Annotated in this window: 20 protein-coding genes; 11 read left to right on the forward strand and 9 right to left on the reverse strand. The window is 72.7% G+C overall.

The genetic code is table 11. The features are described 5' to 3' along the window. Window position 1: 1 nt before the first annotated feature. Genes WME83_RS01780 through WME83_RS01805 form a run of 6 tightly spaced genes read right to left on the reverse strand, consistent with a single transcriptional unit; the run spans window position 2 to window position 7,601 of the window. A complete protein-coding gene (locus WME83_RS01780) occupies window positions 2–3,922 on the reverse strand; it encodes an nSTAND1 domain-containing NTPase (protein ID WP_437317527.1) in 3,921 nt (1,306 codons plus the stop codon). Further along, window positions 3,919–4,323: an SCP-2 sterol transfer family protein gene (locus WME83_RS01785; protein ID WP_437317528.1), complete on the reverse strand. Its 405-nt coding sequence runs from the start codon at window positions 4,321–4,323 to the stop codon at window positions 3,919–3,921. The genes WME83_RS01780 and WME83_RS01785 overlap by 4 nt, the downstream gene beginning before the upstream one ends. Before the next feature lie 10 nt (window positions 4,324–4,333). Then, a complete protein-coding gene (locus tag WME83_RS01790; RefSeq protein ID WP_437317529.1) occupies window positions 4,334–5,404 on the reverse strand; it encodes a hypothetical protein in 1,071 nt (356 codons plus the stop codon). After that, window positions 5,401–6,006, reverse strand: a complete 606-nt coding sequence (locus tag WME83_RS01795; RefSeq protein WP_437317530.1) for a hypothetical protein — start codon at window positions 6,004–6,006, stop codon at window positions 5,401–5,403. The genes WME83_RS01790 and WME83_RS01795 overlap by 4 nt, the downstream gene beginning before the upstream one ends. Further along, window positions 5,990–6,535 carry a hypothetical protein gene (locus tag WME83_RS01800; RefSeq protein ID WP_437317531.1) on the reverse strand — a complete coding sequence of 182 codons (546 nt, stop codon included), beginning with the start codon at window positions 6,533–6,535 and terminating at the stop codon, window positions 5,990–5,992. The genes WME83_RS01795 and WME83_RS01800 overlap by 17 nt, the downstream gene beginning before the upstream one ends. A 7-nt stretch (window positions 6,536–6,542) precedes the next feature. Beyond that, a complete protein-coding gene (locus WME83_RS01805; RefSeq protein WP_061626110.1) occupies window positions 6,543–7,601 on the reverse strand; it encodes a polyprenyl synthetase family protein in 1,059 nt (352 codons plus the stop codon). A 1,149-nt stretch (window positions 7,602–8,750) separates the two neighbouring features. Between WME83_RS01805 and WME83_RS01810 the strand changes: the two genes are divergently transcribed. Together WME83_RS01810 and WME83_RS01815 are read left to right on the forward strand one after the other, a co-directional pair. Then, window positions 8,751–10,124: a serine hydrolase domain-containing protein gene (locus tag WME83_RS01810; protein WP_437317532.1), complete on the forward strand. Its 1,374-nt coding sequence runs from the start codon at window positions 8,751–8,753 to the stop codon at window positions 10,122–10,124. Window positions 10,125–10,352: 228 nt separating this feature from the next. Then, on the forward strand, window positions 10,353–11,744 hold the full coding sequence (locus WME83_RS01815; RefSeq protein WP_437317533.1) for a serine hydrolase domain-containing protein: 1,392 nt from the start codon (window positions 10,353–10,355) through the stop codon (window positions 11,742–11,744). 52 nt (window positions 11,745–11,796) lie between these two features. Here WME83_RS01815 and WME83_RS01820 read toward each other — a convergent pair whose 3' ends face one another. Together WME83_RS01820 and WME83_RS01825 are read right to left on the reverse strand one after the other, a co-directional pair. Next, window positions 11,797–12,453, reverse strand: coding sequence for a YceI family protein (locus WME83_RS01820; RefSeq protein ID WP_437317534.1), 657 nt, complete (start codon window positions 12,451–12,453; stop codon window positions 11,797–11,799). Window positions 12,454–12,474: 21 nt separating this feature from the next. After that, window positions 12,475–13,422, reverse strand: coding sequence for a dioxygenase family protein (locus WME83_RS01825; RefSeq protein WP_437317535.1), 948 nt, complete (start codon window positions 13,420–13,422; stop codon window positions 12,475–12,477). Window positions 13,423–13,467: 45 nt separating this feature from the next. Here WME83_RS01825 and WME83_RS01830 point away from each other — a divergent pair, with 45 nt between their 5' ends. The 6 genes from WME83_RS01830 (at window position 13,468) to WME83_RS01855 (ending at window position 21,097) form a co-directional block, all read left to right on the forward strand. Continuing rightward, window positions 13,468–14,427, forward strand: a complete 960-nt coding sequence (locus WME83_RS01830; RefSeq protein WP_437317536.1) for a LysR family transcriptional regulator — start codon at window positions 13,468–13,470, stop codon at window positions 14,425–14,427. Between the two features lie 85 nt (window positions 14,428–14,512). Then, window positions 14,513–15,910, forward strand: coding sequence for an ABC transporter substrate-binding protein (locus WME83_RS01835; protein WP_437317537.1), 1,398 nt, complete (start codon window positions 14,513–14,515; stop codon window positions 15,908–15,910). After that, a complete protein-coding gene (locus WME83_RS01840) occupies window positions 15,907–16,824 on the forward strand; it encodes an ABC transporter permease (RefSeq protein ID WP_437317538.1) in 918 nt (305 codons plus the stop codon). Before WME83_RS01835 ends, WME83_RS01840 begins: the two co-directional genes overlap by 4 nt. Further along, window positions 16,800–17,588, forward strand: coding sequence for an ABC transporter ATP-binding protein (locus tag WME83_RS01845; RefSeq protein ID WP_437317539.1), 789 nt, complete (start codon window positions 16,800–16,802; stop codon window positions 17,586–17,588). The genes WME83_RS01840 and WME83_RS01845 overlap by 25 nt, the downstream gene beginning before the upstream one ends. Then, a complete protein-coding gene (locus tag WME83_RS01850; protein ID WP_437317540.1) occupies window positions 17,585–18,937 on the forward strand; it encodes an LLM class flavin-dependent oxidoreductase in 1,353 nt (450 codons plus the stop codon). The genes WME83_RS01845 and WME83_RS01850 overlap by 4 nt, the downstream gene beginning before the upstream one ends. A 609-nt stretch (window positions 18,938–19,546) precedes the next feature. Continuing rightward, a complete protein-coding gene (locus WME83_RS01855) occupies window positions 19,547–21,097 on the forward strand; it encodes a S28 family serine protease (protein ID WP_437317541.1) in 1,551 nt (516 codons plus the stop codon). Window positions 21,098–21,150: 53 nt separating this feature from the next. Here the strand turns inward: WME83_RS01855 and WME83_RS01860 are convergent, their stop codons facing one another. After that, window positions 21,151–21,975 (reverse strand): DUF6597 domain-containing transcriptional factor, encoded by an 825-nt coding sequence (locus WME83_RS01860; protein ID WP_437317542.1) that lies wholly within the window; start codon window positions 21,973–21,975, stop codon window positions 21,151–21,153. Window positions 21,976–22,040: 65 nt separating this feature from the next. Here WME83_RS01860 and WME83_RS01865 point away from each other — a divergent pair, with 65 nt between their 5' ends. From WME83_RS01865 to WME83_RS01875, 3 genes are all read left to right on the forward strand, one after another. Next, window positions 22,041–22,715, forward strand: coding sequence for a glutathione S-transferase family protein (locus WME83_RS01865; RefSeq protein WP_437317543.1), 675 nt, complete (start codon window positions 22,041–22,043; stop codon window positions 22,713–22,715). A gap of 170 nt (window positions 22,716–22,885) precedes the next feature. Next, complete coding sequence (locus WME83_RS01870; protein ID WP_437317544.1) at window positions 22,886–24,205, forward strand: S41 family peptidase; 1,320 nt, start codon at window positions 22,886–22,888, stop codon at window positions 24,203–24,205. 247 nt (window positions 24,206–24,452) lie between these two features. After that, window positions 24,453–25,091: a peroxiredoxin gene (locus tag WME83_RS01875; protein WP_437317545.1), complete on the forward strand. Its 639-nt coding sequence runs from the start codon at window positions 24,453–24,455 to the stop codon at window positions 25,089–25,091. The last annotated feature ends 30 nt before the right edge of the window (window positions 25,092–25,121 follow it).

The following is a 25,121-nucleotide window of genomic DNA, read 5'->3' on the forward strand; positions in this document are numbered from 1 at the left end:
GTCAGGGTCGCGCGGCGGCGGGCGCTCCGGGGGTACGGCCGTGGGACCGCTCGCAGGCCTCGTGCTGCGCGCGGGCCTCGGCCTCGCTCTCTCCGGCGTAGAGCGCGCGCATCTCGGCCGGCAAGCAGGAAGAGGTCGCCTCCTGGAGCCGCCGCCGCAGGCCGCGGAGGGTGACGGGCCACAGCCGCGCGCTGCCGTCCTCGGAGACCGTGACCACGCGCTCGCCGTCCACGCTGAACCTCGCGCCGCGGACGGGCGCCGCATGCCCCCGGAGCTCGAGGACCTCGCCCGGGCGCTCGAGCTCCCAGACCAGCGCCCGCGCGTCGCTCGAGGCGGTGACGAGGCGCCCGCCATCCGGGCTGAACGCCGCGGAGGTGACCGCGCCCGTGTGCCGCTTGAGCTCGAGGACCTCGCCCGCGCCGTCGAGCGTCCAGACCCTCACGGTCGGCTCGGACGCCACGGTGACGACGCGCTTCCCATCCGGGCTGAACGCCGCTTCGTAGACCGGGGCGGTGTGCCCCCTGAGCTCGCGGGGCCTCGCCGGGTCGTCGAGCTCCCAGACCCGCGCCGTGCGATCCTCGGACGTGGTGACGAGGCGCTCGCCATCCGGGCTGAACGCCGCGGAGGTGACCGTGCCCGCGTGCCCCTTGAGCTCGCGAGATCGGCCCGAGCCGTCGAGCTCCCAGACCCGCGCGGTCCCGTCGCGCGACGTGGTGACGAGGCGCTTGCCGTCGGGGCTGAACGCCGCGGAGGAGATGCTGCCCGTGTGCCCCTCGAGGTCGATGAATTTCCCCGAGCCGTCGAGCTCCCATATCCGCGCGATCCTCCCCGTGGGTTGGAAGTCGGTGGCGAGGCGCCTGCCATCCGGGCTGAACGCCGCGACGCGCGGGGGCCCCGCGAGCTGCAGCGCCGCGCCCGCGCCGTCGAGCTCCAGCACGTGCACGGCGTCCAGCCCGATCGACAGCGCGACGCGCCGGCGATCCGGGCTGAACGTCGCGAGGCGGGCCATCACGGGGAACGCCTTGGTCGCGAGGATCTTGCCCGCGCCGCCGAGCTCCCGGACCTGCACCTCGTTGTCGTGCCGGCCCGTGACGACAAGGCACGCGCCGTCCGCGCGGAACGCCGCGGCGTGGATCACGAGCCCCGGCGGCGTCCTCCAGGGCGCCGTGGCCGCGAGCGCGTCGAGCGCGAGCTGGGCGAAGCCGCGCGCCCGCTCCGGCGCCGCGACCTCGAGCAGCAGCTCGCCCACCCGCGCCTGCTGATCGCGCGAGGCGAGTTCCCGCACCCCGGCCATCAGCGCCGCGTCCCGCGCCTCGATCGTCCTTTGCCTGGCCTCCTCCGCCGCGCGCTCGGCCGCCATCGCGGCCTCGGTCGCCGCCGTGCTCTTCGACCACGCCACGAACGCCAGCACACCCATCACCACCGCGAGGACGCCGGCCGCGATCCCCGCCGCCCGCGCCCGCCACCGCCGCCGCGCCTCGGCGTCCTTGCTCCGCGCGATGAGCGACAGCGCGCCGGGCTCGATCTCGTGCTCGTGGCGGCTCAGGAGCTCCTGCGCGGCGGCGAGCCGCTTGCCCTCGAGCAGGTGATCGTACGCGCTCGCCTCGGCCGTCCACGCCGCGAGCAGCTCGAGGTCCGCGGTCATCTTCCGGTCCTCGCTCACCCAGCCGCGCAGCCGGCCCCAGCTCCGGATGAGCTGCTCGTGGGCGATCTCGGCGCTCCGCTCCTCGTCGCCGCCGACGACCACGAGCCGCTCGGCCGCGAGCAGGGCGAGCACCTCGTCGAACACCGCGGCCTCGGCGTCGGGCCCGCGGCGCAGCTCCTCCAGCCGGCGCCGCCGCCGGGTGTTCAGGGCGGCGTCGTCGCGCGCGTCGACCAGCTGGACCAGGAGGCGGCGCGCGGCGCGCCGGCGGACCTCGTCGAGCCCGTCGAGGATCGCGTCGGCCCTCCGGGCGAGCGCGCCCGTGACGCCGCCGAGCCGCTCGTACGCCTCGCGGGCGAGCCGCCGGCCCCTCCTTCGCTTCCACAGCTCGTCGAGCGTGTACTCGAGCAGCGGCAGCGCGCCCGGCTCGTCCCCCGCGTCGTCGACCAGCTCGGCCGCGAGCCCCTCGTCGAGGGCGAGGCCCACCTGCGCCGCGGGCCGCTCGATGATCCCCGCGAGGTCGTCCCGCCGCATCCGCCGCACGAAGATCCGGTGCGCCTCATCGTAGGCCACCTGCTCCAGGTCGGGCTCGCCGTCGCCGAGCCGGAGCTCGCCGCAGCGGCCGAGGAAGTCGACGCGCAGCGTGGCGATCACGCTGACGCCGGAGGCGGCGTCCCCCGCGAGCCGCCAGAGCTCGCGGAGGAAGCCCTCGCGCGTGGCCTTGTCTGGCAAGACGGTAAAAATCTCCTCGAACTGATCGACGGCGAGCAGGAGCGGCGCCGCCGGATCCTGTCGCGCGGCGAGGGCTTGCGCGAGGCGCTCGCGGAAGTCGGGGGTCGGCCGCAGGGCTGGCGGCGCGACCCACCGCGGGTCGCGCGCCTTGAGCGCCGGGACGACGCCGGCCAGCACCAGCGAGGATTTGCCGGTGCCCGAGGCGCCGGTGACGATCAGGAAGCGCCGCGGCGCGCGGTCCGTCGCCTCGACGAGCCGCATCAGGTCGGAGACCGCCTCCTCGATCTCCGCCTGCCGGCCGTGGAAGTAGCGCGCGTGCTCGCGCTGGAAGGCGAGCAGGCCCCGGTAGGGGCGGAGCACCAACGGCCGGTGGTCCGGCCCGTCGGCGGCGCGGGCGTAGAGCTGCAGGGAGGCCCAGTCGACGCCGCCCGCGTCGGCCGCGAGCGCGGCGAGGCGCTCGCGCGCCGCGATGAACGCGTCCTCGAGCGAGCCGTGCGCGACGAGGAGCTCCCGGTAGAGCGCCTCCGTGAGCGCGCCGGCGCCGTCCCACGACAGCGGGTAGCGCGACGCGACCACCGCGGGGATGCCGGCGCGGTGGAGCGCGAGGGCGACGCTGCCGAGGCGGCTGTCGATCTCGCCGGCGTCGCCGCCGTGGCAGGCGCAGAGCACGACGAGCCGCAGCACGCCCGCGTGCGGCCGGAGCTTGTCGGCGAGCCGCTCGGCCTCGACGACCTCGTAGCCGGCGCCGTCCGTGGTGCGGAGGCGCAGCCCGTAGGCGGCGCGCTCCGACGCCAGCGATCCGCCGTGACATACGAGGTGCAGGATGTGCACCGGGGCGTGCGCCGCGAGCGCCTCGCCGAGCGCCCGCAGCGACGCGTCGCCGAGCTCGATCACGCTGCCGCCTTCGTCCGGGTGGCCGCCGTCCCGGTAGGCGCCGCGGATGGAGGCGAGCTGCTCCTCGTGGGGGACGCCCATCCCGCCCGCGGACCAGGCGACGAGGATGCGCCCGTGCTCGGGCGGCGGATCCGGCGCCCGCGGCGCCGTCGCGCTGCCCGGCCACGCGTACCGGATCAGGCCATGCGGCAGCTTGCCGAGGCGCGCGCCGGACGGGAGCTCCACCGCCTCCCACGGCAGCGCGAACAGCTCCGCCGCGCCGAGCTCGAGGGTCACCTGGACCGGATGGCGCGGGTCCTCGAGCTGCCGCTCGTCGGCGTCCCACCCGAGGCGCCCCAGGAAGCGGCGGAGGCGAGCTCCCAGGTGAGGGAGCCGCCCCGGATCCGGCGTCGGGCTGCGGAGGTCGAGGAGGTCGGCGAAGACCTCCTCGTCCCACGCGAACTGCGCGTCCGCCGAGGTGCCGTCGGCGCGGGTGCGGAGGTACCCGACGGTGCCGTGGCGGCCGGGGCCGTAAGGGAAGGAGAAGGGATCGCCCGCGTCCTCGGTGCGCGCGAGGTGGACCTCGATCTCGCGCGGTCCGCGCGGGGGATCCCCGGCGGCGCTCGCGGCGCGCGCGTCGCCCGCGCTTCCGGCGCGCTCCCCGCCGGCGCTCACGGCGCGAGCCTCCGGAACCGCTCGAGCAGCGCCGGGAACGAGGGGCACCGCACCGCGCCGTGCACGTACGCGAGCAGCGCCTCGCGCGCCTCCACCAGCCGCTCCAGCGCGCCCACCACCTCGACCTCGTCCGCGAGCACCGCCTCCGCGAGCGAGCGCCGCGCGTCGAGCACGTCGAGGATCGCGCGCCGGCTCGTCGCGACGCGCACCGCCGCCGCCACCTCCTCGTCCGCGCCCGCCGCGCGCACCTGCGGCGCGCCGCCGTCCGCCTCGACCACGAAGCGCTCGCCGTCGACCCGGATCGCCACCGCCCGGCCGGCGAGCCGCGCGCTCACCCGCTCGTGGGACTCCGGCAGCTCGGCGGCGAGCGCCGCGAACGACTCGGCGAGCAGGCGCGCCACCGGGCCCCGATCATCCGTCGCGGAGGAACTCGAAGACACCTGGGCCCTCCATGGCCACCTCGACCCCGCGGACGCGCCCTGAGAGCGCCGCCCGCCCGCTCACCTCGTTGAGCACCGTCACCGCCTCGAGCTCGCGCTCGCTCGGCATCACCACCTGGGCCACGGCTTCGGGCGCGAATCGCAGGCGGAGCTCGTCCCCGTCGCCGCGCGCGACGACCTCCATCCGGCGCGGCACGTCGCTCGCTGCGCCGGGGGCGAGCAGCGCCATCACCCGCGGCACCCGGAGCGGCCGCCCCACGTCGAAGCAGCCGTCGTACGCGACGCGGATCTCCTCGTCCCGGAAGACCCGCAGCGGCTCGCTCCCCCGCCACAGGAACAGGCCCTGGTAGCGCGCCGCCGACCGGCCGCGGTCGGTCATCCGCACGTGCACGACGCTCCACGCGTTCGCGGGATCCCAGGGCAGCGCCGAGCCCCACTCCCACGAGAAATCGTCGCCCCAGAGGAAGTGGCCCCAGTTGTGATCGTGGTACGCGGGCGCGGCCTCCACGCGGCGGGTGACGCCGCCGGCCGTGATGGTGCCGCGCGCGACCAGGCGCGGCACGAACAGCCACGAGAGGCTCCGCTCGGGGGAGAGCGGCTGGTTCGCCGAGAGCGCCGGGGTGGTGGTCGGCACGAGCTCGAGCTCGGCGGCGAGGGGGCGGTCGCGGAGCGCGATCGAGAGCAGGTAGCGTCCCCGATCGAACCGCAGCCAGCTCTCCCCGAAGCGCGCGTCGATGCGGCCCGGGACCACCTCGACCTCGCCGTCCGCGAAGCGATCGACGCCGCCGTCCCACGCGTCCGTGCGCGCCAGCGCGATGAGGCGCGCGACCTCGGCGCGCCGCGGGTCCGGCGCCCAGCGATCGTCGACCAGGTTGAAGTTGACGAGCAGGTGGGCGCCCTCGGTGTGGACGAGGAAGTGCTGCCACTCCTTGTGATCCGCCCGCCCCCGGAGCCGCGCGGGCGAGCGCCGGAAGTAGTCGGTGGCGGCGAGCGTCGCCGAGACGCGCGGCGCTGGGGCGGGGAAGGGGAGCGCGGCGGTCACCGGAGCAGGCTCCGGAGCCCGCGACCGGCCGTCGCGGGCTCGGGGGCGCCGCGGTCCTCCCGGCGCGCCTCTTCCCGGCGCGCCTGCTCACGGCGCACCTCCCGCAGCGGATCGAGCTCCGCGAGGAGCGTGCGCCGCACCGAGATCGCGCCGAGCAGCAGGTAGATCAGCGCGTCGCTGCGGGCGTCCGTCGCCGCGCCGCCCGGGGACGCCGCCGCGCCCGTCGGCGGCGGCTCCACCGACCCAGGTTGCGGCGCCGGCGCGCCCGCCCCCAACCCCGGCGCGCCGGCGACCGACCCAGGTTGCGTCGCCGGCGCCGGCGGCGCCCCCGACCCAGGTTGCGGCGGCGGCGCCCCCAACCCCGGCGCCCCCGACCCAGGTTGCGCCGCCGGCGCCCCCAACCCCGGCGCCCTCGACCCAGGTTGCGTCGCCGCCAACCCAGGTTGCGTCGCCGGCGTCGCCCCCAACCCAGGTTGCGTCGCCGCCGCCGGCGCCCCGAGCAGCCGGTCGAGCCGGCGCGCCAAGGACACCAGCCCGAGGAGCAGGTGGAGGGGCGCGTTGCCCTCCGCGGACGCGTCCCGGACGCTATCGAGCAGCGCCAAGCGGATCTCCTTTCGCCGCGTCGTAGAGCCCGCGGAGCGCGTCCTCGAGGTCGGGCGACCGCGCCGCCCGCAGCAGCGCCTCGAGGTACGCCGACGGCAGGATCGCGTCCGGATCGTCCTCGAGCATGTTCATCCCGACCGCGTCCCAGACCTGCCGGCCCCGGCGAACCAGGTCCGAGCCGGCGAGCGCCGCGGCCCACTCCGTCCCCTCGGGCGTCGCCGCGAATCGCCGCCCCTCCGCGATGAGCGCCGCGAACGCCGCCTGCGCGGCGACCGGGTGCTTCAGCACGAGCAGCTGCGCCCGGCGCAGGATCGCGGGGATCGCCCCCGCGCCCTCGCCCCCCTCGGCCGGCCGGGCGGCGGGCGCGAGCAGGCGCTCGAAGAGCAGGTCCTGGAGGCGCCTCGACTCCTCGTAGATCATCGCCTGGAGCCGGATCAGATCGAAGAGCGCGGGCCGCTCGCGGCCTTCGCCGTCCTCGGCGGGCGGCGCGGGGTACAGCGCGGGGAGCATCCGGAGCAGGTCGATCATCGTTCGTTCACCTCACGCGCTCGAGCACGTACTGGATCAGGCTCTGGAGCAGATCGCGGTGGACCCCGGGCAGGAGCCACGCCGCGCAGCCGTCGAAGGCGCGCTGGGCCTCGCCCGCCCAGGCGCTCGCCACGGCCCGGGCGTGGTCGATGCTGCCGGTCCGCTCGATCAGCGCCCGCAAGAAGCGCACCTCGTCCGGCGTCTTGACCCGGGCCCCCGCTTCGGCCGCCGACCCGTGCCGGGGCAGCGCCAGGATCCGGATCGCCTCCGCGCGATCCTCGGCCGCCGCGTGGCGCAGGGCGTGCAGCAGGATCAGCGTTCGCTTCCCTTCCCAGAGGTCGCCGCCGATCTCCTTGCCGTACTCGCCCACGTCGCCGGCGAGGTTCAGGATGTCGTCCTGGATCTGGAACGCCACCCCGAGCCGCCGCGCGAAGCTCGAGAGCGCCTCGATCCGGCCTGGATCGAGCCGCGCCGCGATCGCCCCGATCGCGACCGGGGTGATGAAGCTGTACCAGCACGTCTTCTGCTCGACCATGGTGACGTAGTCCTCGTCGGCCAGGTCCCACGCTGCCCGCCGGACCCAGTCGAGCTCCAGGGCCTGCCCCTCCACGGACTCGCGCGTCATCCGCGCCACGGCCTGCAGGATGCGCAGCGCGGGGCCGAGGCCGAGCGTCTCGATGTTGTCGAGGAGCGGCTGGAGCGAGAGGGCGAGCATGGCGTCGCCCACGTTCACCGCGACCGGCACCCCGTACGCGCGGTGCAGCGTCGGCCCGCCGCGGCGCAGGAGCGACTCGTCCTCGATGTCGTCGTGGATGAGGAAGGCGTTGTGGTAGAGCTCGAGCACCGCCGCCGAGCGCAGCACCGCCTCGAGCTTCCCGCCGAGGGCGCGGCAGGCCGCGATGCACAGCGCTGGGCGGAGGCCCTTGGCCTCCCGCAGCGGGTAGTCCAGCATGAGATCGTAGAGCGCCGCCCCGCGGCGCGGATCGGCGGGGATGATCCGGCGGATCTCGGCCGTCACGAGCTCGCGGCATTCGTCGAGGTAAAGGTGCAGCTCCGCCGGCGTCATCGCGTCCCGGGCTCGGCGCCTCCGTCGTCCGAGCAACGCCGCCGGATCCGTCCATTCTCGATGGCGCCGAGCACGGGCGTCAACGCGCCGGCGCTCCCCGCCGTCGGCCGACGCGCGCCGGCGCGCGCGGGCGCCGCGGCGCCTCGTCCCCCGGGATCCCCGCCGGGCCGGCGCTCGAGGGGAGCCGTCCGGCTCCAGGACCCTGCGGTCGCGATCGGCTGTCGGCTGTAATCATCAGGCCTCACGGTAACGAAACCATCTCCGCAGCAACATTACCATCATGCGGTCGAGCGGAGGGGCCCCAGGAAACCCCAGCAAAATACTGTGAAGGCTCGTCCGCCGTGGCGGCATCCAGTCCGGTGAGCTGCCCGAAATCGGGCGGAGGGTTGTCGCTCGTGTGCTCTGGGCCGACGCGCGTCTCCCTGGCTGCTTGCCGGCGGCGCTCCTTTCCCTCGAGCCAGCGACCGACCATCTCATCCTGACGAGGGCCTGCCTATGCACATGAAGTTCGGCTTGAGGAAACCTGGACATCACGGCGCTCCCACAGCATCGCTCATCGGCGGGGCCACGCTGGCCACCGCTGCTCGCGTTTCAGCGATGTTCCGGGCGAAGCGCGGGCCCGCGCCGCGGAAGAGGGCTGGGTGGTGTGCGGTGACTGACTAGCTCCGCGTCGTTCAGGAGGCGGAGGCCCCGACGGGCCGCCCGGCCCAAGGGGCGCGTGCTCGTCGCGCGGCGCGGGGACGACGCCAAACTCGCCAGAGCCCTCGCTCTCCGGCAGAGCCGGAGGAGCGAGGACTCTAGGTCTCCCACATCGGCCCTCCCCGCGACGCGCGACGAACACGCGCCCCTCGGTCTACCCTCTTCCAGAGCCAGAGAGCGCTCGAGGCGCCGCTCGACGAAGCGCATATCCGCGTCGAGGCGCGAGCGCGCGCGCAGGCTTCCCGCCGCAGAGCGCGCCCAGCGGCGCTCGGTGAACCACCGGTGGCGTTCTGAAGAGAAGCTCGCCTCCGGAGTTGAACGATCCTCACGAGTCCGGGAACAGAGCTCCGAAATCGAACGGCGCCCTTCAATCCACATGGCGATACCCGGCGCGAGCCGCGGGCGAGCGCCGGTGAGCCGGGGACGCCCGCACACGACCAGGAGCCGATCATGAAATCCATCGATCATCACTTCACTTCTCCGACAACGCAGGGCGCCGGCGCGGCGACGAGGTGCTTGCGAGGGGTGTTCTCTCTGCTCCTCGTCTCGTCGCTGCTCGGCTCCTCGGCCCTGCTCGCGGGCTGCTCCGACGCCGGCGGGACCCCGGCGAGCACCGACGCCGCGAGCGGCACGAGCGGCGGCGGCGGCGAAGGCACCGGCGGCGATGAGAGCGGCGGTGGCGGCGATGACGCCGGCGCCGGCGGTGGCAGACCGCCGGCCGAGTGCGCCGCTGACGCCACGATCGAGGCCAACACCGATCCGGACGATCCCGTCCAGCAAGCCATGGATCGCCTGGTGCGCGACGACAAGTTCCCCGCCGTGCTCGTCGCCGTCCGCGATCTCGACGGGAAGACCCGTCACTACACGGCCGGCGTCGGCGACCTGGAGACCCAGGCGAAGGTGCCTGTCGACGGGCAGGTGCGCATCGGGAGCAACACGAAGCCCTTCACCGCCGTGGTCGTCCTGCAGCTCGTCGGCGAGGGCAAGGTCGACCTCGACGCGCCGATCGAGACCTACCTGCCGGACCTGATCCGCGGCGAGGGCATCGACGGCCGCGAGATCACGGTGCGGCAGCTGCTGCGGCACGAGAGCGGGCTGCCCGATTTCGTCGGGCTGCTCCTGGCCGACGACCTCTTCAAGGCCATTCGCACGTACGTCCAGCCCCGCGCGCTGCTCGACCTGGCGCTGACGCAGCCCGGGAAGGCTCCCGGGACCGAATGGGCGTACAGCAACACCAACTACATCGTCGCCGGCCTGCTCGTCGAGAAGGTCACCGGCCGCCCTCTGGCCGAGGAGGTCACGCGCCGGATCCTCGATCGCCTCGGGCTGCGCAACACCTACGTCCCTGAGGTCGGCGAGCAGGGCATTCGGCGGTGCCATCCGAGGGGCTATCACGCGAACCTCGGCGAGCCGCTGCGCGACGTCACCGAGCTCGACCCGTCCATCGCCGGCGCCTCCGGAAACATGATCTCCACCCCGAGCGACATGAACCGTTTCTTCACCGCCCTGCTCGGCGGCGAGCTCCTCGAGCCGGCAGAGCTCGAGGAGATGCGCGCCACCGTCGACGCATCCAGCCAGTGGCCCGGCTACCGGTACGGGCTCGGCCTGAGCAGCCTCCCGCTGCGCTGCGGCGGCGTCGTCTGGGGCCACGGCGGCGACATCTTCGGCTACGAGACCAGCGGCGGCGTGGCCGAGGACGGCCGCGCCGTCACCGTCGCCGTCACGGCGCTGCCCTCCGCCGTGCCCAGCGTGCAGACCCGCGAGCAGGCCTACGCCGTCTACGAGAACGTCCTCGCCCTCACGGACGCCGCCCTGTGCGATTGAGCCTCGAGCGCGCCCTCGCGCCGGTGGTCACGACAGCCGTGCTGGCATGATCCACAGCGGGGCATCGAAGTAGAAATCGTATCGAGTCATGAACGATCCTCGCGAGTCCGGGAACAGAGTTGCGAAATCGAGCGGCGCTCTCCCACGAGACGCAGCGAGGCCCGGCGGCGCGAGCCGCGGGCGCGCGGCGGTGAGCCGAGGGCGCCCGCAATCGAACAGGAGCTGAACATGAATTCCATGCACCATCGTTTGACCTCTCCGAGGACCCGTATCGCCGGCGCCAGTGCGAGGCGCTTGCGCCATGTCTTCTCGGTGGCCCTCCTCTCGGCGCTGCTCGGCTCCTCGGCCCTGCTCGCGGGCTGCGACGACGACGAGGCCCCGGCGAACACCGACGCCACGAGCAGCGTGGGCGGCGGCGGCGAGGGCGGCAGCGGCGGCCAGGGCGGCAGCGGCGGCGAGGGCGGCAGCGGCGGCGAGGGCGGCAGCGGCGGCGAGGGCGGCAGCGGCGGTCATGGCACAGCGCCGGGCGAGTGCTCCTCTGCGAACGGCGCCAACACCGATCCTGACGACCCGGTGCAGCAGGTCATGGACAGCATGGTGAGCGACCGCAAGTTCCCCGCCGTCCTGGCCGCCGTCGTCGACCCCGACGGGGATACCCACCACTACGCCGCCGGTGTCGCCGACCTGGAGACGCAGGCGAAGGTGCCCGTCGATGGGCTGGTGCGCTTCGGAAGCAACAGCAAGACCTTCACCGCCGTGGTCGTCCTGCAGCTCGTCGGCGAGGGCAAGGTCGACCTCGACGCGCCGGTCGAGACGTACCTGCCCGACCTGGTCCGCGGCGAGGGCATCGACGGCCGCGAGATCACGGTCCGGCAGCTGCTGCAGCACACGAGCGGGCTGCCCGACTACGACGATGTGCTCCTGGCCGAGGGCGTCTTCAAGATCCAGCACACCTACTTCGACCCGTACACCCTGCTCGACATGGGGCTGTCGCAGCCGGGGAAAGCCCCCGGCAGCGAATGGGCGTACAGCAACACCAACTACGTCCTCGCCGGCTTGATCATCGAGAAGGTCACCGGCCGCCCGCTGAACGAGGAGATCACGCGCCGGATCATCGACCGCATCGGGCTGCGCGACACCTATCTCCCCGGCGTCGGGGAGCAGGACATCCGGGGGTGCCATGTGAAGGGCTATCACACGGACGAGCCCCGCGCGCCGCTGCAGGACATCACCGAGCTGGACACGTCCTGGGGATGGGCGGCCGGACAGGTGATCGGGACCCCGAGCGATCTCAACCGCTTCTTCGGCGCCCTCTTCGGCGGCGAGCTGCTCGAACCGGCGCAGCTCGAGGAGATGCGCACCACCGTGGACGCCCCCGGCATGTGGCCCGGCGCCCAGTACGGGCTCGGCGTGATCAGCACCCCGCTGAGCTGCGGCGGCGCCGTCTGGGGACACGGCGGCGACATCCCCGGCTACCACACCCGCGGCGGCGTCACCGACGACGGCCGCGCCGTCACCGTCGCCGTCACGGTGCTGCCGTACTTCCTGTATGGCGAAGAGGGCGCCGAGGAAGCCTACCTGGAGATCCTCGACCTCGTCGACACCGCCCTGTGCGAGTGAGCCCGCGCCCGCGCCGCCGGCGCGGGCGGCTCACCCGGTGTTTCGCCGGCGCTCAGCCCTGCTTGCGCGGCGCCTTGAGCGAGAGCTTGAGCAGCACGTCGTCGCGGATCAGGTCGTCCTGCTTGCCCGGATAGACGATCCCGAAATCCTTCCGGTTGATCACGAACTCGGCGTTCCCCGACACGGCGTCGGCGCCCTCGGTGAGGGTCGCGGGGAAGGTGATGGTCTTCTTCACCCCGTGCAGATCGAGCTCCCCGGTGATGGTGTGCGTCGCGCCGTTGTCCCCGCCGGCCTTGATCTCGGTCGAGGTGAAGGTCGCCTTCGGAAACTTCTCGACGTCGAAGAAATCCGCCGACTTGAGGTGGCCGTCGAGCTTCTCCGCGTCGGTCTTCACCGACGCGGTGTCGGCCTCGATGCTGAGCTTGCCGCCCGCGGCCTTGCCGCCGGCGAGCGTGATCGAGCCCGAGATCTTCTCGAACTTGCCCTCGTGCTTGCCGGTGACCTTCGAGCCGACGAAGCCGATGGTCGACGCGGTCGCGTCGATGGGGAACGTCTCGGCGGCGCCGGTGGGCGCGGCCGCCTGCGTCTGCGCCGGCGCGGCGGACGAGACGGTCGCCTTGGGCTTGTCCTTCGTCGGATCCTCGCAGCCCGCGAGCGAGAGCAGGAGAGCGGCGGGGAGCGCGAGGCGAACGATGCGGGTCGTGATCATGAGAGACATTCTCCTTGTCGGTCAGCCAAACTGCACAGAACGCTTGGTGAACGAGCCATAGGTGAGCCCCGTGATGGGGAACGCCGCCGCCTCGCTCACGTCGATCGACGCCCCGAGGGCGGCGACGACCGGTACGAAATGCTCGTGCGTCGGGAGCGCCATCTTCACGCCCGGCGCGCGCCTGCGGTAATCGAGCAGCGCGTCCACGTCCCGGCGCCCGAGGACCTCGGCGCACCAGGCATCGAACTCCGTGGCCCAGGGCTGCGCGACCGCATCGCCGCGCCAGTCTGCCGCGCGCAGGTTATGGGTCAAGAACCCGCTGCCGATCAGCAGCACCCCCTCGTCGCGCAGCGGCGCGAGCGCTCGGCCCATCTCGAGGAGAGGGGCTGGAGAAAGCGTCGGTAACGAGATCTGGAGCACGGGTATATCCGCGTCCGGATACATGCAGACGAGCGGCACATAGGCCCCGTGATCGAGGCCCCGGCGCGGATCGTCGGCGACCGGCCCGACGCGGCCGAGCAGCTCCCGGACGCGCCGCGCGAGCGCGGGGGCGCCGGGCGCGGGGTACGTCACGCGGTAATACTTCTCGGGGAAGTTGTAGAAGTCGTAGACGAGGGGCACGGTCTCGGTGGCGCCGAGGGTGGCCGGCGCGTCGACCCAGTGGGCCGAGAGCATCAAGATCGCCTCGGGGCGCGGCATCGCCTGCGCCCAGGCGCGGAGCTCGGCCACCCACGCGCGATCGTCGAGCAGGAACGGAGAGCCGTGCGCGAGGAAGAGGGCCGGCATGCGCCCGGCGTGGGCCTTGTCGTGGGTCTCGGACATGAAACCTCCCTCGGTCGCGATCGACGTCGCGCCGGTTGTCGGAGCCGAGCTCGATGTCGTCGGCGTCGAGCGCCGGCACGCGGCGCCCGCGATGGGCGCAACCCCGCCCGCGGCGAGGAGGAGCTTCAGCGCGGCCCGGCGATCCATGAGCGAACCCTAGGGCGTTTCCGGGAATGGTACAATGCCCCCACAATGAAACGCCAGGTTGTCCAAAAGGAAACCATCGATGCAGATCTGCTCGATTTGCGGGCCTTTTGCCTGGTCGTCGATCTCGGATCGATCACGGCGGCCGCGAGGACGCTGGGGGAGACCAAGGGCAGCGTCAGCCGCCGCATCACCCGCCTGGAGCACGCGCTCGGCGTGGAGCTGCTCCGGCGCAGCCCGCGGCGGGTGCAGGCCACGGAGGACGGCCTCGCCTACCGGATGCGGGTGGGCCGGGCGCTCGAGCTCCTGGAGGACGCGCACGCGGCGGTGCAGCAGGCGCGCGCCAGGCCGAGCGGGCACCTCCGGGTGACCGCGCCGTTCGATCTCGGGCTGAGCCTGCTGGCGCCGCTCTCGGCGGGCTTCGCGGAGCGCTACCCGGAGATCTCGGTGGAGATGCTCCTCACCGAGGCGCTCCTCGACTTCGACGCCCACCAGATCGACGTGGCCCTGCGCGCGACCGCGAGCCTGCCGGACTCGTCGCTCATCGCCTACAGGCTGCAGCACATCGAGATGGGGCTGTTCGCGGCGCCGGCCTACCTCCGCAAGCACGGGCCCGTGCGCAGGCCCGAGGACCTCGCGGCGCACCGGCTGCTCCTCGCCCAGACCACCCGCGGGCACGCGACGCTCGCGCTGCAGCCGCGCGACGGCGGCGACCGCGCCGAGCTCCGGGTGCGCGCGGCGATCGCGGCGTCCGACTACTCCTTCTGCCGCGAGGCCGCGCTCGCCGGGGCCGGGATCGCGCTCGTCCCCGCGGTCAACGTGCGGAGCGATCTCGACGCGAAGCGGCTCGTGCCCGTGCTCAAGGATCACGCGATCGACGGCGCTGCTCCCCTCTACCTCGTGCACCCGGGGACTCGCTTCCTGCCGTCGAAGATCCGCGCCTTCCGCGACTACCTGCTCGAGGCCTTCGGCGTCCAGGGGCGGCGCGAGGCCTCCGCCGCGCGATAGCGGGCTCGTCCGTCGTCGCTCCCGGCCGCGTCTCCCGGTCGGACCGGACCCTGACCGCGTCTTTCCGATCGGACGGACGCCGGCCGTGCTCGCGCCCGAGCAGCGGATCACCACCGGCTGCTTCTGGGGAAGCAACGCGACCGCAGCCCCGCCGCCGGGCGCTGCGCGGCGGCGGGCGCGCGCCCATGGACCGCCGCCGCCAGGGGGCGAGTCGCAGGGCGGCACGGGTGTTGCTGTTCTGTCGCCGCGCGGCGCTCCCGCGGGTGGGTCGCCTTCACCGCCTTCACCGCAGCTCCTCTCAGCGTCTCTCACGGAACCCTCTCCGGCGCCGGCTCGGCGGCGGGGCGGCGCCCGGACACCCGAGGAGCGGCCCCGCTTCCAGCCGCGCACCGAGGTCCATCTGCGCACCTTCATCGACAGGAAATGCTTTCTTCTGCTGCTCGCGGCGCTGCTCGCCCTGCCCGGGTGCAAGCGCGAGGGCGAGGTGAGCGCCGGCGCCCGGCTCGCCCTGGACGCCGCGATCCCGGCCGAATTCCCGCGAGAGACGCGGCTCAGCATCGGTGATCCGACGGTGCAGAAGCAACTCCAGCTCTCGGGCGACATCGACCGGCTGCCGTTCCGCGTCGACTGGCAGAACATCAGCGGTGGACCGCAGACCGTCGAGGCGTTCCGCGCCGGCGCCCTCGACGCGGGCGCGGTCGGCGACACGCCGCCCATCCACGCCACCTTCACCGGGCTCGACGTGAAGATCGTCACGGTGCAGGTCCGGGAAAAGCCCATCTACGAGCTGGCCACGGCGCCGGGCGTGCGGCTCGCGTCGATCGAGGAGCTCCGTGGCAAGAAGATCGCGTATTCGCCGGGGCAGGCGCAGGGCGCGCTCGTCCAGCGCGTGCTCAAGAAGGCCGGGCTGTCGCCGCAGGACGTCACGCTCGTCCAGCTGAGCAGCAGCGAGTTCAAGGAGGCGCTCACCAGCCGCCAGGTCGACGTCGCGCCGCTGTCCGGCATCATCCTCCTGCGCTACCTGAACGAGTACCGCGCCGAGGGCGCCTCGTCGATCCCGCACGGGGTCCGTGACAACCTCAGCTTCCTCTATGTGCGCAGCGCCGTGCTGGAGAACGCCGACAAGGCGGCCGCGCTGGCCGAGTACGCCAAGTGGCGGACCAGGGCCCAGCTGTGGGCGTACGAGCACCCGGAGCCGTGGATCGAGGCCTATTACGTCAAGGATCAGGGCCTGACGGCCAGGGAAGGGCGTTTCCTCATCGAGTCCGCCGGCAAGCCGCAGTACCCGGCCGACTGGACCGAGGCGATCGCGCTGACCCAGGAGACCGTCGATCTGCTCGCCGAGGCCTCTGGTCAGAAGCGCTTCGAGGCCAGGACGATCTTCGACCTTCGCTTCCAGAAGATCGGGGCGGAGGTGGCCGGCGCCGCCCAGGGCGCCGGACCGACGGACCGGCCGGCGACGGCCGGGAGGAGCACGCCATGACCACCGCACTGCCCACGAGGGCCTCATCGCCGCGCCTCGCCAGCATCTCGGATCTCACCGCGACGGCCGGGGTCTCCTCGCCGCAGCTCGGCGCGAGCGCGCCGCCGGCCCGCGGCCCGGCCGCCGTCCGCCGCTCGTCGCGCCGCCTCGGCCCGGGCCGGCGCATCCCGTACGGCCTGGCGCTCGGCCCGGCGCTGCTGATCGCCGCCTGGGCCGTCGCGTCGGCGACCGGCGTGCTCGACGCGCGCGTGCTCTCCGCGCCGTGGACCGTGGTGACCACCGCGCGCGACCTGATCGCCGACGGGCGGCTCGTCTCCAACCTGCTCACGTCGGCGCAGCGGGCGTTTCTGGGGCTCGCCCTCGGGGTCGGCCTCGGCACGGTCCTGGCCTTGCTCTCCGGGCTGACCCGCATCGGCGAGGCGCTCGTGGACGGGCCGGTGCAGATCAAGCGCGCGATACCGACGCTCGCGCTGATTCCGCTGCTGATCCTGTGGTTCGGCATCGGCGAGCAGATGAAGGTGCTCACGATCGCCCTCGGCGTGGTCATCCCGGTCTACGTGCACACCCACGCCGCGCTGCGCACCATCGACGCGCGCTACGTGGAGCTGGCCGAGACGGTCCGCCTGACGCGGTGGCAGTTCATCCGGAGGGTGGCCTTGCCGGGGGCGATGCCGGGCTTCCTCATGGGCCTCCGGCTGGCGGTCACCGGCGCGTGGCTGGCGCTCGTCGTGGTCGAGCAGATCAACGCCACGAGCGGCATCGGTCACATGATGTCGCTGGCCCGCTCTTACGGCCAGACGGAGATCATCCTCCTCGGGCTCGTCGTGTATGGGCTGTTCGGCCTGGCCTCCGACTCGGCCGTGCGGCTCATCGAGAGAAGGACCCTGTCATGGCGTCGCATCCTGGCCGGCTGACCGCGCCGCCGCCCACGGTGCGGATCCGCAACCTGGTTCGCCGCTTCGGCGCCCGCACGGTCCTCGACGGCATCGATCTCGAGATCCAGCGGGGCGAGTTCGTCGCGCTGCTCGGCCGGAGCGGCTCCGGCAAGAGCACGCTGCTGCGGGCGATCGCCGAGCTCGATTTCGAGGTGACCGGCTCGGGCGAGCTGCACGTGCCGGAGAATCGAGCGGTCGTGTTCCAGGACACGCGGCTCTTGCCGTGGGCGCGGGTGCTCGACAACGTGATCCTGGGGCTCGACGCGCCCTCGGCGCGGGCGCGCGGGGAGGCGGCGCTGGCGGAGGTCGGCCTCGCGGGGCGGGAGCGCGCATGGCCTGTGGAGCTGTCCGGCGGCGAGCAGCAGCGGGTGGCGCTGGCGCGGTCGCTGGTGCGGGACCCGGAGCTCGTGCTGGCCGACGAGCCGTTCGGCGCGCTCGACGCCCTGACCCGGATGCGCATGCACGATCTGCTGCGCGAGCTGTGCGCGCGGCACCGGCCTGCCGTGCTGCTGGTCACCCACGACGTCGACGAGGCGATCGCGCTCGCCGACCGGGTGCTGGTGCTCGTGGACGGTCGGATCGCCGAGCAGCAGCGCATCGATCTGCCGGCCCCGCGGCCGCTCCGCGATCCCCGCTTCCTCGCGTACCGCGAGTCGCTGCTGGCCGCGCTTGGTGTGGCGCCGGCCGCGGCCTCGACCGAAGACACCGATTCGAGCTCTGAACTGGAAGGGAGTGCCCCGTGACCCATCGGCCCGGACGACTGCATCTCAACGCGTTTCTCATGAGCGTAGGCCACCACGAGGCCTCGTGGCGCTTGCCGGAGAGCGATCCGTTCGCGAACACGAACATCGAGCATTTCAAGAACCTGGCCCGCATCGCGGAGCGGGGGAAGCTCGACTCGCTGTTCCTCGCCGACAGCCCGGTGCTCTGGAACAACGTCGGCCGCAGGCCGGCCGGGACGCTCGAGCCGACGGTGCTGCTCGCGGCGCTCGCGGGCGTGACCGAACACGTCGGGCTGATCGCCACCGCCTCGACCACCTACAACGAGCCGTTCAACCTGGCCCGGAGGTTTGCGTCGCTGGATCACATCAGCGGGGGGCGCGCCGGGTGGAACATCGTCACGACGGCGGGCGTGGATGCGGCGCGCAACTTCAATCTGGACGAGCTGCCGGCGCACAGCGACCGGTATGCCCGGGCGGCGGAGTTCATCGATGTGTCGCTGAAGCTGTGGGACAGCTGGGACGACGACGCGCCGCTCGGCGACAAGGAGAACGGCGTCTGGGGCGACGACCGGAAGATCCATCCGCCGCGGCACGTGGGCAAGTACTTCAAGGTCGAGGGGGCGCTCAACGTGCCGCGCCCGCCGCAGGGATATCCGCTGCTGGTGCAGGCCGGATCGTCGGAGGACGGCAAGGAGCTGGCGGCGCGGTACGCCGAGGCGGTGTTCACGGCGCAGCAGACGCTGGAGGACGCGCAGCAGTTCTATACCGATCTGAAGGCGCGCGTGCGGGGGCTGGGGCGCGATCCGGAGTCGATCAAGATCTTGCCGGGGATCGTGCCGGTGATCGGGGCCACCGAGGCGGAGGCGCAGGCGCTCGACGCGGAGCTGGAGCGGCTCATCAAGCCGGAGTATGCGAAGCGGCAGCTCGCGCAGACGCTGCGCGTGAAGCCGGAGGAGCTCGATCTGGACGCCGAGCTGCCGAGGGATCTGCCGAGCGAGGATCAGATCGAGGGGGCCAAGAGCCGCTACACGCTGATCGTGAGCCTGGCCCGGCGGGAGCGGCTGACGGTGCGCCAGCTCATCGGCCGGCTGGGCGGCGGCCGGGGGCACCGGACGTTCGCCGGCACGCCGGAGCAGGTGGCGGACGCGATCCAGCATTGGTGGGAGCAGGGGGCGGCCGATGGGTTCAATGTGATGCCGCCGGTGCTGCCGTCGGGGCTGGCGGCGTTCGTGGAGCACGTGGTGCCGATCCTGCAGCGGCGTGGGCTGTTCAGGACGGAATACGAGGGCAGGACGCTGCGCGAGAACTACGGGCTGCCGCGGCCGGCGAACCGCAACCACGGTCAGGAGCTGATCGAGGCGGCGGAGTGAGCTGAATTACGGTTGGGCCGCAACCTGGGTCGCCGGTTGGGCCGGAACCTCCGGAACCTCAACCCCGGTCGGAACCTCAACCCCGGTCGGGCCGGCGGAACCTCAACCCCGGTCGGAACCTCAACCCCGGTCGGGCCGGCGGAACCTCAACCCCGGTCGGGCCGGCGGAACCTCAACCTCGGTCGGGTGAGCCAGCCCGGGTGAGCCTGGGCAGTCGGACCTCAACCTCGGTCGGCACGGCAGAACCCCAACCTCGGTCGGGTGAGCCCCGTTCAGGTAACCCACCCCGCAACCCGGGTCGGGCCGCCGGTCGGCCGGACCTCAACCCCGGTCGGGCAGCCGCCGGTCAGGCAGCCGCCGGTCGGGCAGCCGGACCTCAACCCCGGTCGGGCGAGCCGAGCAGCCAGTGAGCCGCTCAAACAAGCCATAAGTAAATTAAAATACAAAATGCCCCAACCCCGGTCGGGTAAGCCCAACCTGGGTCGGAACAAGCGGCATCTCGGGAGCTCAACCCCGGTCGGGTAAGCGCCGTTAGATCAGCCACAACTACTCGACTTTATTATTAAATCCGGACGAGTCGAGCGCCGGTTCATGTAGCCTGCGTCCGACATGCGCACTCTTTTTGCTACATGGTTTGCCATCACCCTGTCCGCCCTGGCGGTTGCCGCGTGTGGAGACGACGGCAGCAGCGGCCGGCCGTCTGAGGGCGGTGGCGGTGATGGCGGTGCAGCTGGCGCGGGCGGTGGTACCGGCAGCGCGAGCGTTCAGGGGGAGGGCGGCACCACCGGCATCACCAGCACCACCGGCCCCGGCGGCGGCCCCGCCGGCTCCGGCGGCGGCCCCACCGCCCCCACCGCCCCCGCCTCGCGCGACCTCCTCGATCAGCTCCAAACCCTCGAAGGCCTCACCGCCGTCGAGCACGACTCGACCCTCCCGGGCTACCGCTACTTCGTCCTGGAGCTCGACCAGCCCGCCGACCACGACCACCCCGACGCCGCGCGGTTCCAGCAGCGCCTCCTCCTGCACCACCGCGACCCCGCCGCCCCCGTCGTCCTCGTCACCGAGGGGTACAACCTCTACCCCGACGCGCAGTGGCTCGACGAGCCCGCCGAGCTGCTCGCCGCCAACCAGATCCGCGTCGAGCACCGCTTCTTCACCCCCTCTCGCCCCGCGCCCGCGGACTGGTCGCTGCTCACCATCGAGCAGGCCGCCGCCGACCTCCACCGCGTCATCGCGTCGCTCCGCCCCCTCTACGAGGGCCGCTGGCTCTCCACCGGCGCCAGCAAAAGCGGCATGACCGCGATCTACCATCGCCGCTTCTACCCCGCCGACGTCGACGGCACCGTCGCGTACGTGGCCCCGCACAGCGCCGGCGTCTCCGACCCGCGCTACCTCGACTTCGTGGCAGAGCGCGGCGACCCCGCATGCCGGCAGGCCCTCCAGCGCTTCCAGCGCGAGGTGCTGCTGCGCCGCCCCGCCATGCTCGACCTCATGGAAGCCGAGGCCGCCGAGCTCGGCGTCACCTATGACCTCCTCGGCATCGACAGGGCCCTCGACATCGCCGTCATCGAGTCCGTCTTCTCCCTCTGGCAATACAAGGACTCGAGCTTCTGCGCCCGCGTCCCCAACGCCGCCTCGGACGACGCCGCCGTCTGGGCCTTCCTCGACGAGGCGAACGCCCCCCGCCTCTGGTCCGACCCCTACCTCTTCGCCATGGAGCCGTATTACTGGCAAGCCGCAGCAGAGCTGGGCTATCCGAGCTTCGCGGAGGAGCACATCGCCGATCTGCTCCTCTACCCCGGCGCGAACGTGCCCACCTCGTTCGTCGAGGCCGGGCCCGGCAAGACCCCGCGCTTCGATCCCAGGGCGATGCAGGACATCTCCGCCTGGCTCACCACCGAGGGCGAACGGCTGCTGTTCATCTACGGCGAGAACGATCCGTACACCGCAGCCGCCTTCGACATCGGCGCCGCCCGCGACTCCCACCGTTTCATCGCGCCTGGCGGCACCCACGGCGCCGTCATCCTCTCGCTCGCGCCGGCCGACCAGGCGCTCGCCCTCGGCGCGCTCGAATCCTGGACGGGCGTCGCGCCGATCCACCGCGACCCGTCGGCGCTGCGGCCCCTGCTCCGAGGCCGGCGCTGGATGACGCGCGACTAGAGAGCGCCGCCTCGCCCAACGACAAGACCTCTCCTACCGCTCCTCCCACGGCGTCACCCCCGCGCCGCCGACGCCGCCGCGCACCGCGCCGCGTAGGCGGCGGGCGTGAACCCGACCTGCGCCTTGAAATCGCGGATCAAGTGCGCCTGATCGTGATACCCGAGCTCGGTCGCGAGCGCCGCCCACGCCACCGACGCCCCCGACGCCACGCGCTCCGCGGCCTCCTGGACCCGGGATCGCCGGATGATCCATTTGGGCCCGACCCCGATGTACCGCTCGAACGCGCGGTGCAGCGTGCGGACCGAGACCCCCGCGACCCGCGCGAGATCCTCGGCGCGGTGGATGTCGCGATCCCCCTGCGCGCGCGCGGCGAGCGTCATGGCCTCGTCGAGCCCCGGATCCGAAGGACCCCTGTGCGCCCGGAGGAGCGCCTCGATCGCCCGGACCCCGAGGAGGTCGTCCGGTTGATCGAGCACCTCGCGCTCCAGCGCGTTCGCCGCATCACCGAAGACCTCCGCGAGCGGGACGACCCGATCGACCAGCCGGCGCATCGGGCAGCGCGCGAACGGGAAGAAGCCCCCCGGCCTGAACTTCGTGGCCACGACGCGCCCCGTCCCCTCGAGCCGCGAGACCTCACGCCGCGTCCCGAGCCCGTTCACGATCGACCCGTTCACCTGGATCGCCAGGTTGACGCAGGGGTGCGGCAGGATCTCCTGCTCGAACGGCGCGGGGAGCGACCAGCGGACCACCCAGTGCCAGTCGACGAGCGCGGCCAGATCGGGCGCGGGCGCGTGGCGGCGCAGCTCGAAGCGCTTGAGCCCCGCCGCGGGGTTCAGGATGCCGAGGGTGCGACCTCCGGGGGGGTTGCTCGAGCTCATCGCGTGGCGCTCTTTTACAATACGGGGCCCATCCCGGGCAGTAGGGTCCGGCCCGGAGGCACGACATGGCTGATTCGACCACGCCCACGCGGGGAAACCTCGTCTTCTACCATTCACCGCACACGCGCGCGTCAGGTACGCGCATCCTCCTCGACGAGCTCGGCGCGCCGCACGAGCTGCGCGTCCTCAACATGAAGGCCGGCGAACAGCGCAAGGCGCCCTACCTCGCGGTGAACCCGCTCGGGAAGGTCCCCGCCATCGTGCACGACGGCGCGCTCGTCACCGAGCAGGTCGCGATCTTCATCTACCTCGCCGACCTCTTCCCGGAAGCAGGCCTCGCCCCGGCCCCCCGCGATCCGCAGCGAGGCCCCTACCTCCGCTGGCTCGTCTACTACGGGTCTTGCTTCGAGCCGGCCATGACCGATCGCGCGATGAAGCGCGAGCCCGCGCCGCCGGGCATGTCGCCTTACGGCGACTTCGACACGATGTTCGGCACGCTCGTGGAGGCGCTCCGACAGGGCCCCTACCTGCTCGGCGAGCGGTTCTCCGCGGCCGACATCCTCTGGGGTACGGCGCTCCGGTGGATGACGCAGTTCAAGCTCATCCCCGAGCTGCCGGAGATCGCCGCCTACGTCGCCCGGGTCTGCAGCCGGCCGTCGTTCGCGCGGGTCACGGCGGACGACGCGCAGCTCGCCGCGGCGCACGAGGCGGCGGTCGCGGCGGCGGCGCAAGCGAGCTGACCCGCCGACGCGCCGGCGGTCCGCGGCAGACCGCCGGCGCACAGCGCGCGACCCAGCCTCGCCGCCCAGCTCGTCCGCGTCGGAACGAGCGCGGGCCCTGCGGCGCTGAGCGTGATCCGGTCCCCAGATCGGCATTGCCCGCCCCTTGCCTTCGTGATGAGCTGGGCGGCATGGTCGCTTCGAAGCTTGTTGCGGTCCTCTCCACATGCACCCTCGCGCTGGCGGCCTCCGTGATCGGAGGCTGCACTTCAGACGCCACGGAGCCCGACGCGGAAGACTGTTCGACGCCGGGACAGAACCAGTTCCTCTTCGACCTGATGCGGGACGCCTACCTCTGGTACGACCGCGTGCCGGAGCTCGATCCCCGGTCCTACCCGTCGCCCGAGGCGCTGCTCCAGGATCTCGTCGACCCGTCGCGGGACCGCTGGAGCTACATCTCGAGCAAGAGCGATTACGAGGCCTATTTCCGGGAGGGGCAGACCCTCGGGCTCGGTTACCGGTGGAGCTTCGACCCGGAGGGCAGCCTCCGGCTGGCGCTTGTCCACCCCGCCTCGCCCGCCGGAGCGGCCGGCCTGCGGCGCGGCGACAGGGTGCTGGCGATCAACGGGATCGACGTCGAGCAGGTGGCGAACGACAACCTCTGGTCGGAGGTGACGGGCCCCGATGAGGAAGGACACGAGATCTCGCTGACCATCGAGCGCGCGGGCGAGGAGGTCTTCACCGTCGCCGTCCGGAAGGCGGTGCACGGCGTCACCACGGTCATGAGCCCGCGGATCCTGCAGGCGGGGTCCGCGACGGTCGGTTACCTCATGCTCACCACGTTCATCGAGCCCACCACGAAAGAGCTCGACGACGCCTTCGCGATGTTCCGGGCCAACCACGTCGACGAGCTCGTCCTCGATCTGCGCTACAACGGCGGCGGGCGCCTCGCCGTCGAGCGGCACCTCGCGAGCCTGATCCACCGGCCCGCGGACAAAGGCGCGCTGCTCGACATCACCGCGCATAACGACAGGCACCTCACGTGGGACAAGCGGGCTTCGTTCGAGGATCTCGACCAGCCGGCGCTCCCCCTGTCCCGGCTGGTCGTCATCACCACCGGCGGCACGGCCTCCGCGAGCGAGACGCTGATCAACAGCCTGCGCGCCTACATCGACGTCAAGATCGTCGGCTCGACGACGCACGGCAAGCCCGTCGGTATGCACGGGTGGGACTATTGCGACAAGATCGTGCACCCGATCTCGTTCCGGGTGCTCAACGCGAAGCAAGAGGGCGATTTCTACGACGGCTTCGCCCCCGACTGCCCCGTCACCGACACGCTCGACGCGGAGCTCGGCGACGCGGACGAGGCGTGCCTCGCAGAGGCCCTCCACCTGCTGCAGCACGGCGCTTGCTCCACCCCGGCGCAGCCGGCCGAGGCAAGCGAACGGCGCGCCGCCCCGCCGCCGGAGATCCCCTGGGACGGCTTCCGGCGCGAGGTCGGCGCGCTCTGAGGCGATCTCGCCCGCACCGGATTCCCGCGCCCTCACCAGATTTCCCGCGCGCCGAGCCAGGGCCCGTACGGCTGCCCGGCCCGGCGCCGCCGGGCAGGCCGCGGCCGCCGGCGCGGCGCCCACGCGCCCGCGCGCCCACGTACGCGCCCACGTAAAAGACGGCAGCGACCGGCTTGACACCATACGCGGCTTGGCGGACATTCCTCCGCCATAGCGGACACATGGCCCGCGGCCAGGAGGGACTGTCATGAGCCTGCAACTCGGAAGCATCGCGCCCGATTTCGAGCAAGAGTCCACGCACGGGACCATCCGGTTCCACGCGTGGGCCGGGAATTCGTGGGTGATCCTGTTCTCGCACCCGAAGGACTTCACCCCGGTGTGCACGACCGAGCTCGGCGCGGTCGCCAACCTCAAGGCGGAGTTCGACAAGCGCGGCGTCAAGCCGATCGCCCTGAGCGTCGACGACGTCGACTCGCACAAGCGCTGGTCCGTCGATATCGAGGAGACGCAGCGCACGAAGCTGAACTACCCGATCCTCGCCGACGTGGACCGGAAGGTGTCCGGCCTGTACGGGATGATCCACCCGCAGGCGAACGACACGCTCACGGTCCGGTCGGTGTTCGTCATCGATCCGAACAAGAAGATCCGCGCGACGTTCACCTATCCCGCGAGCACCGGGCGCAACTTCGACGAGATCCTGCGCCTCATCGACTCGCTGCAGCTCACGGACAGCCACTCCGTGGCGACGCCCGCGAACTGGAAGGACGGCGATGACGTGGTGATCGTCCCCTCGCTCCAGGATCCCGAGGTCCTCAAGCAGAAGTTCCCCAAGGGCTACAACGCCGTTCGCCCGTACCTGCGCCTCACCCCGCAGCCGAACCGCTGAGGCGGCGCGGCGCGGCGAGCGCTGAGGACT

Source organism: Sorangium sp. So ce385 (assembly GCF_051474135.1).
Lineage (GTDB): Bacteria > Myxococcota_A > Polyangia > Polyangiales > Polyangiaceae > Sorangium > Sorangium cellulosum_D.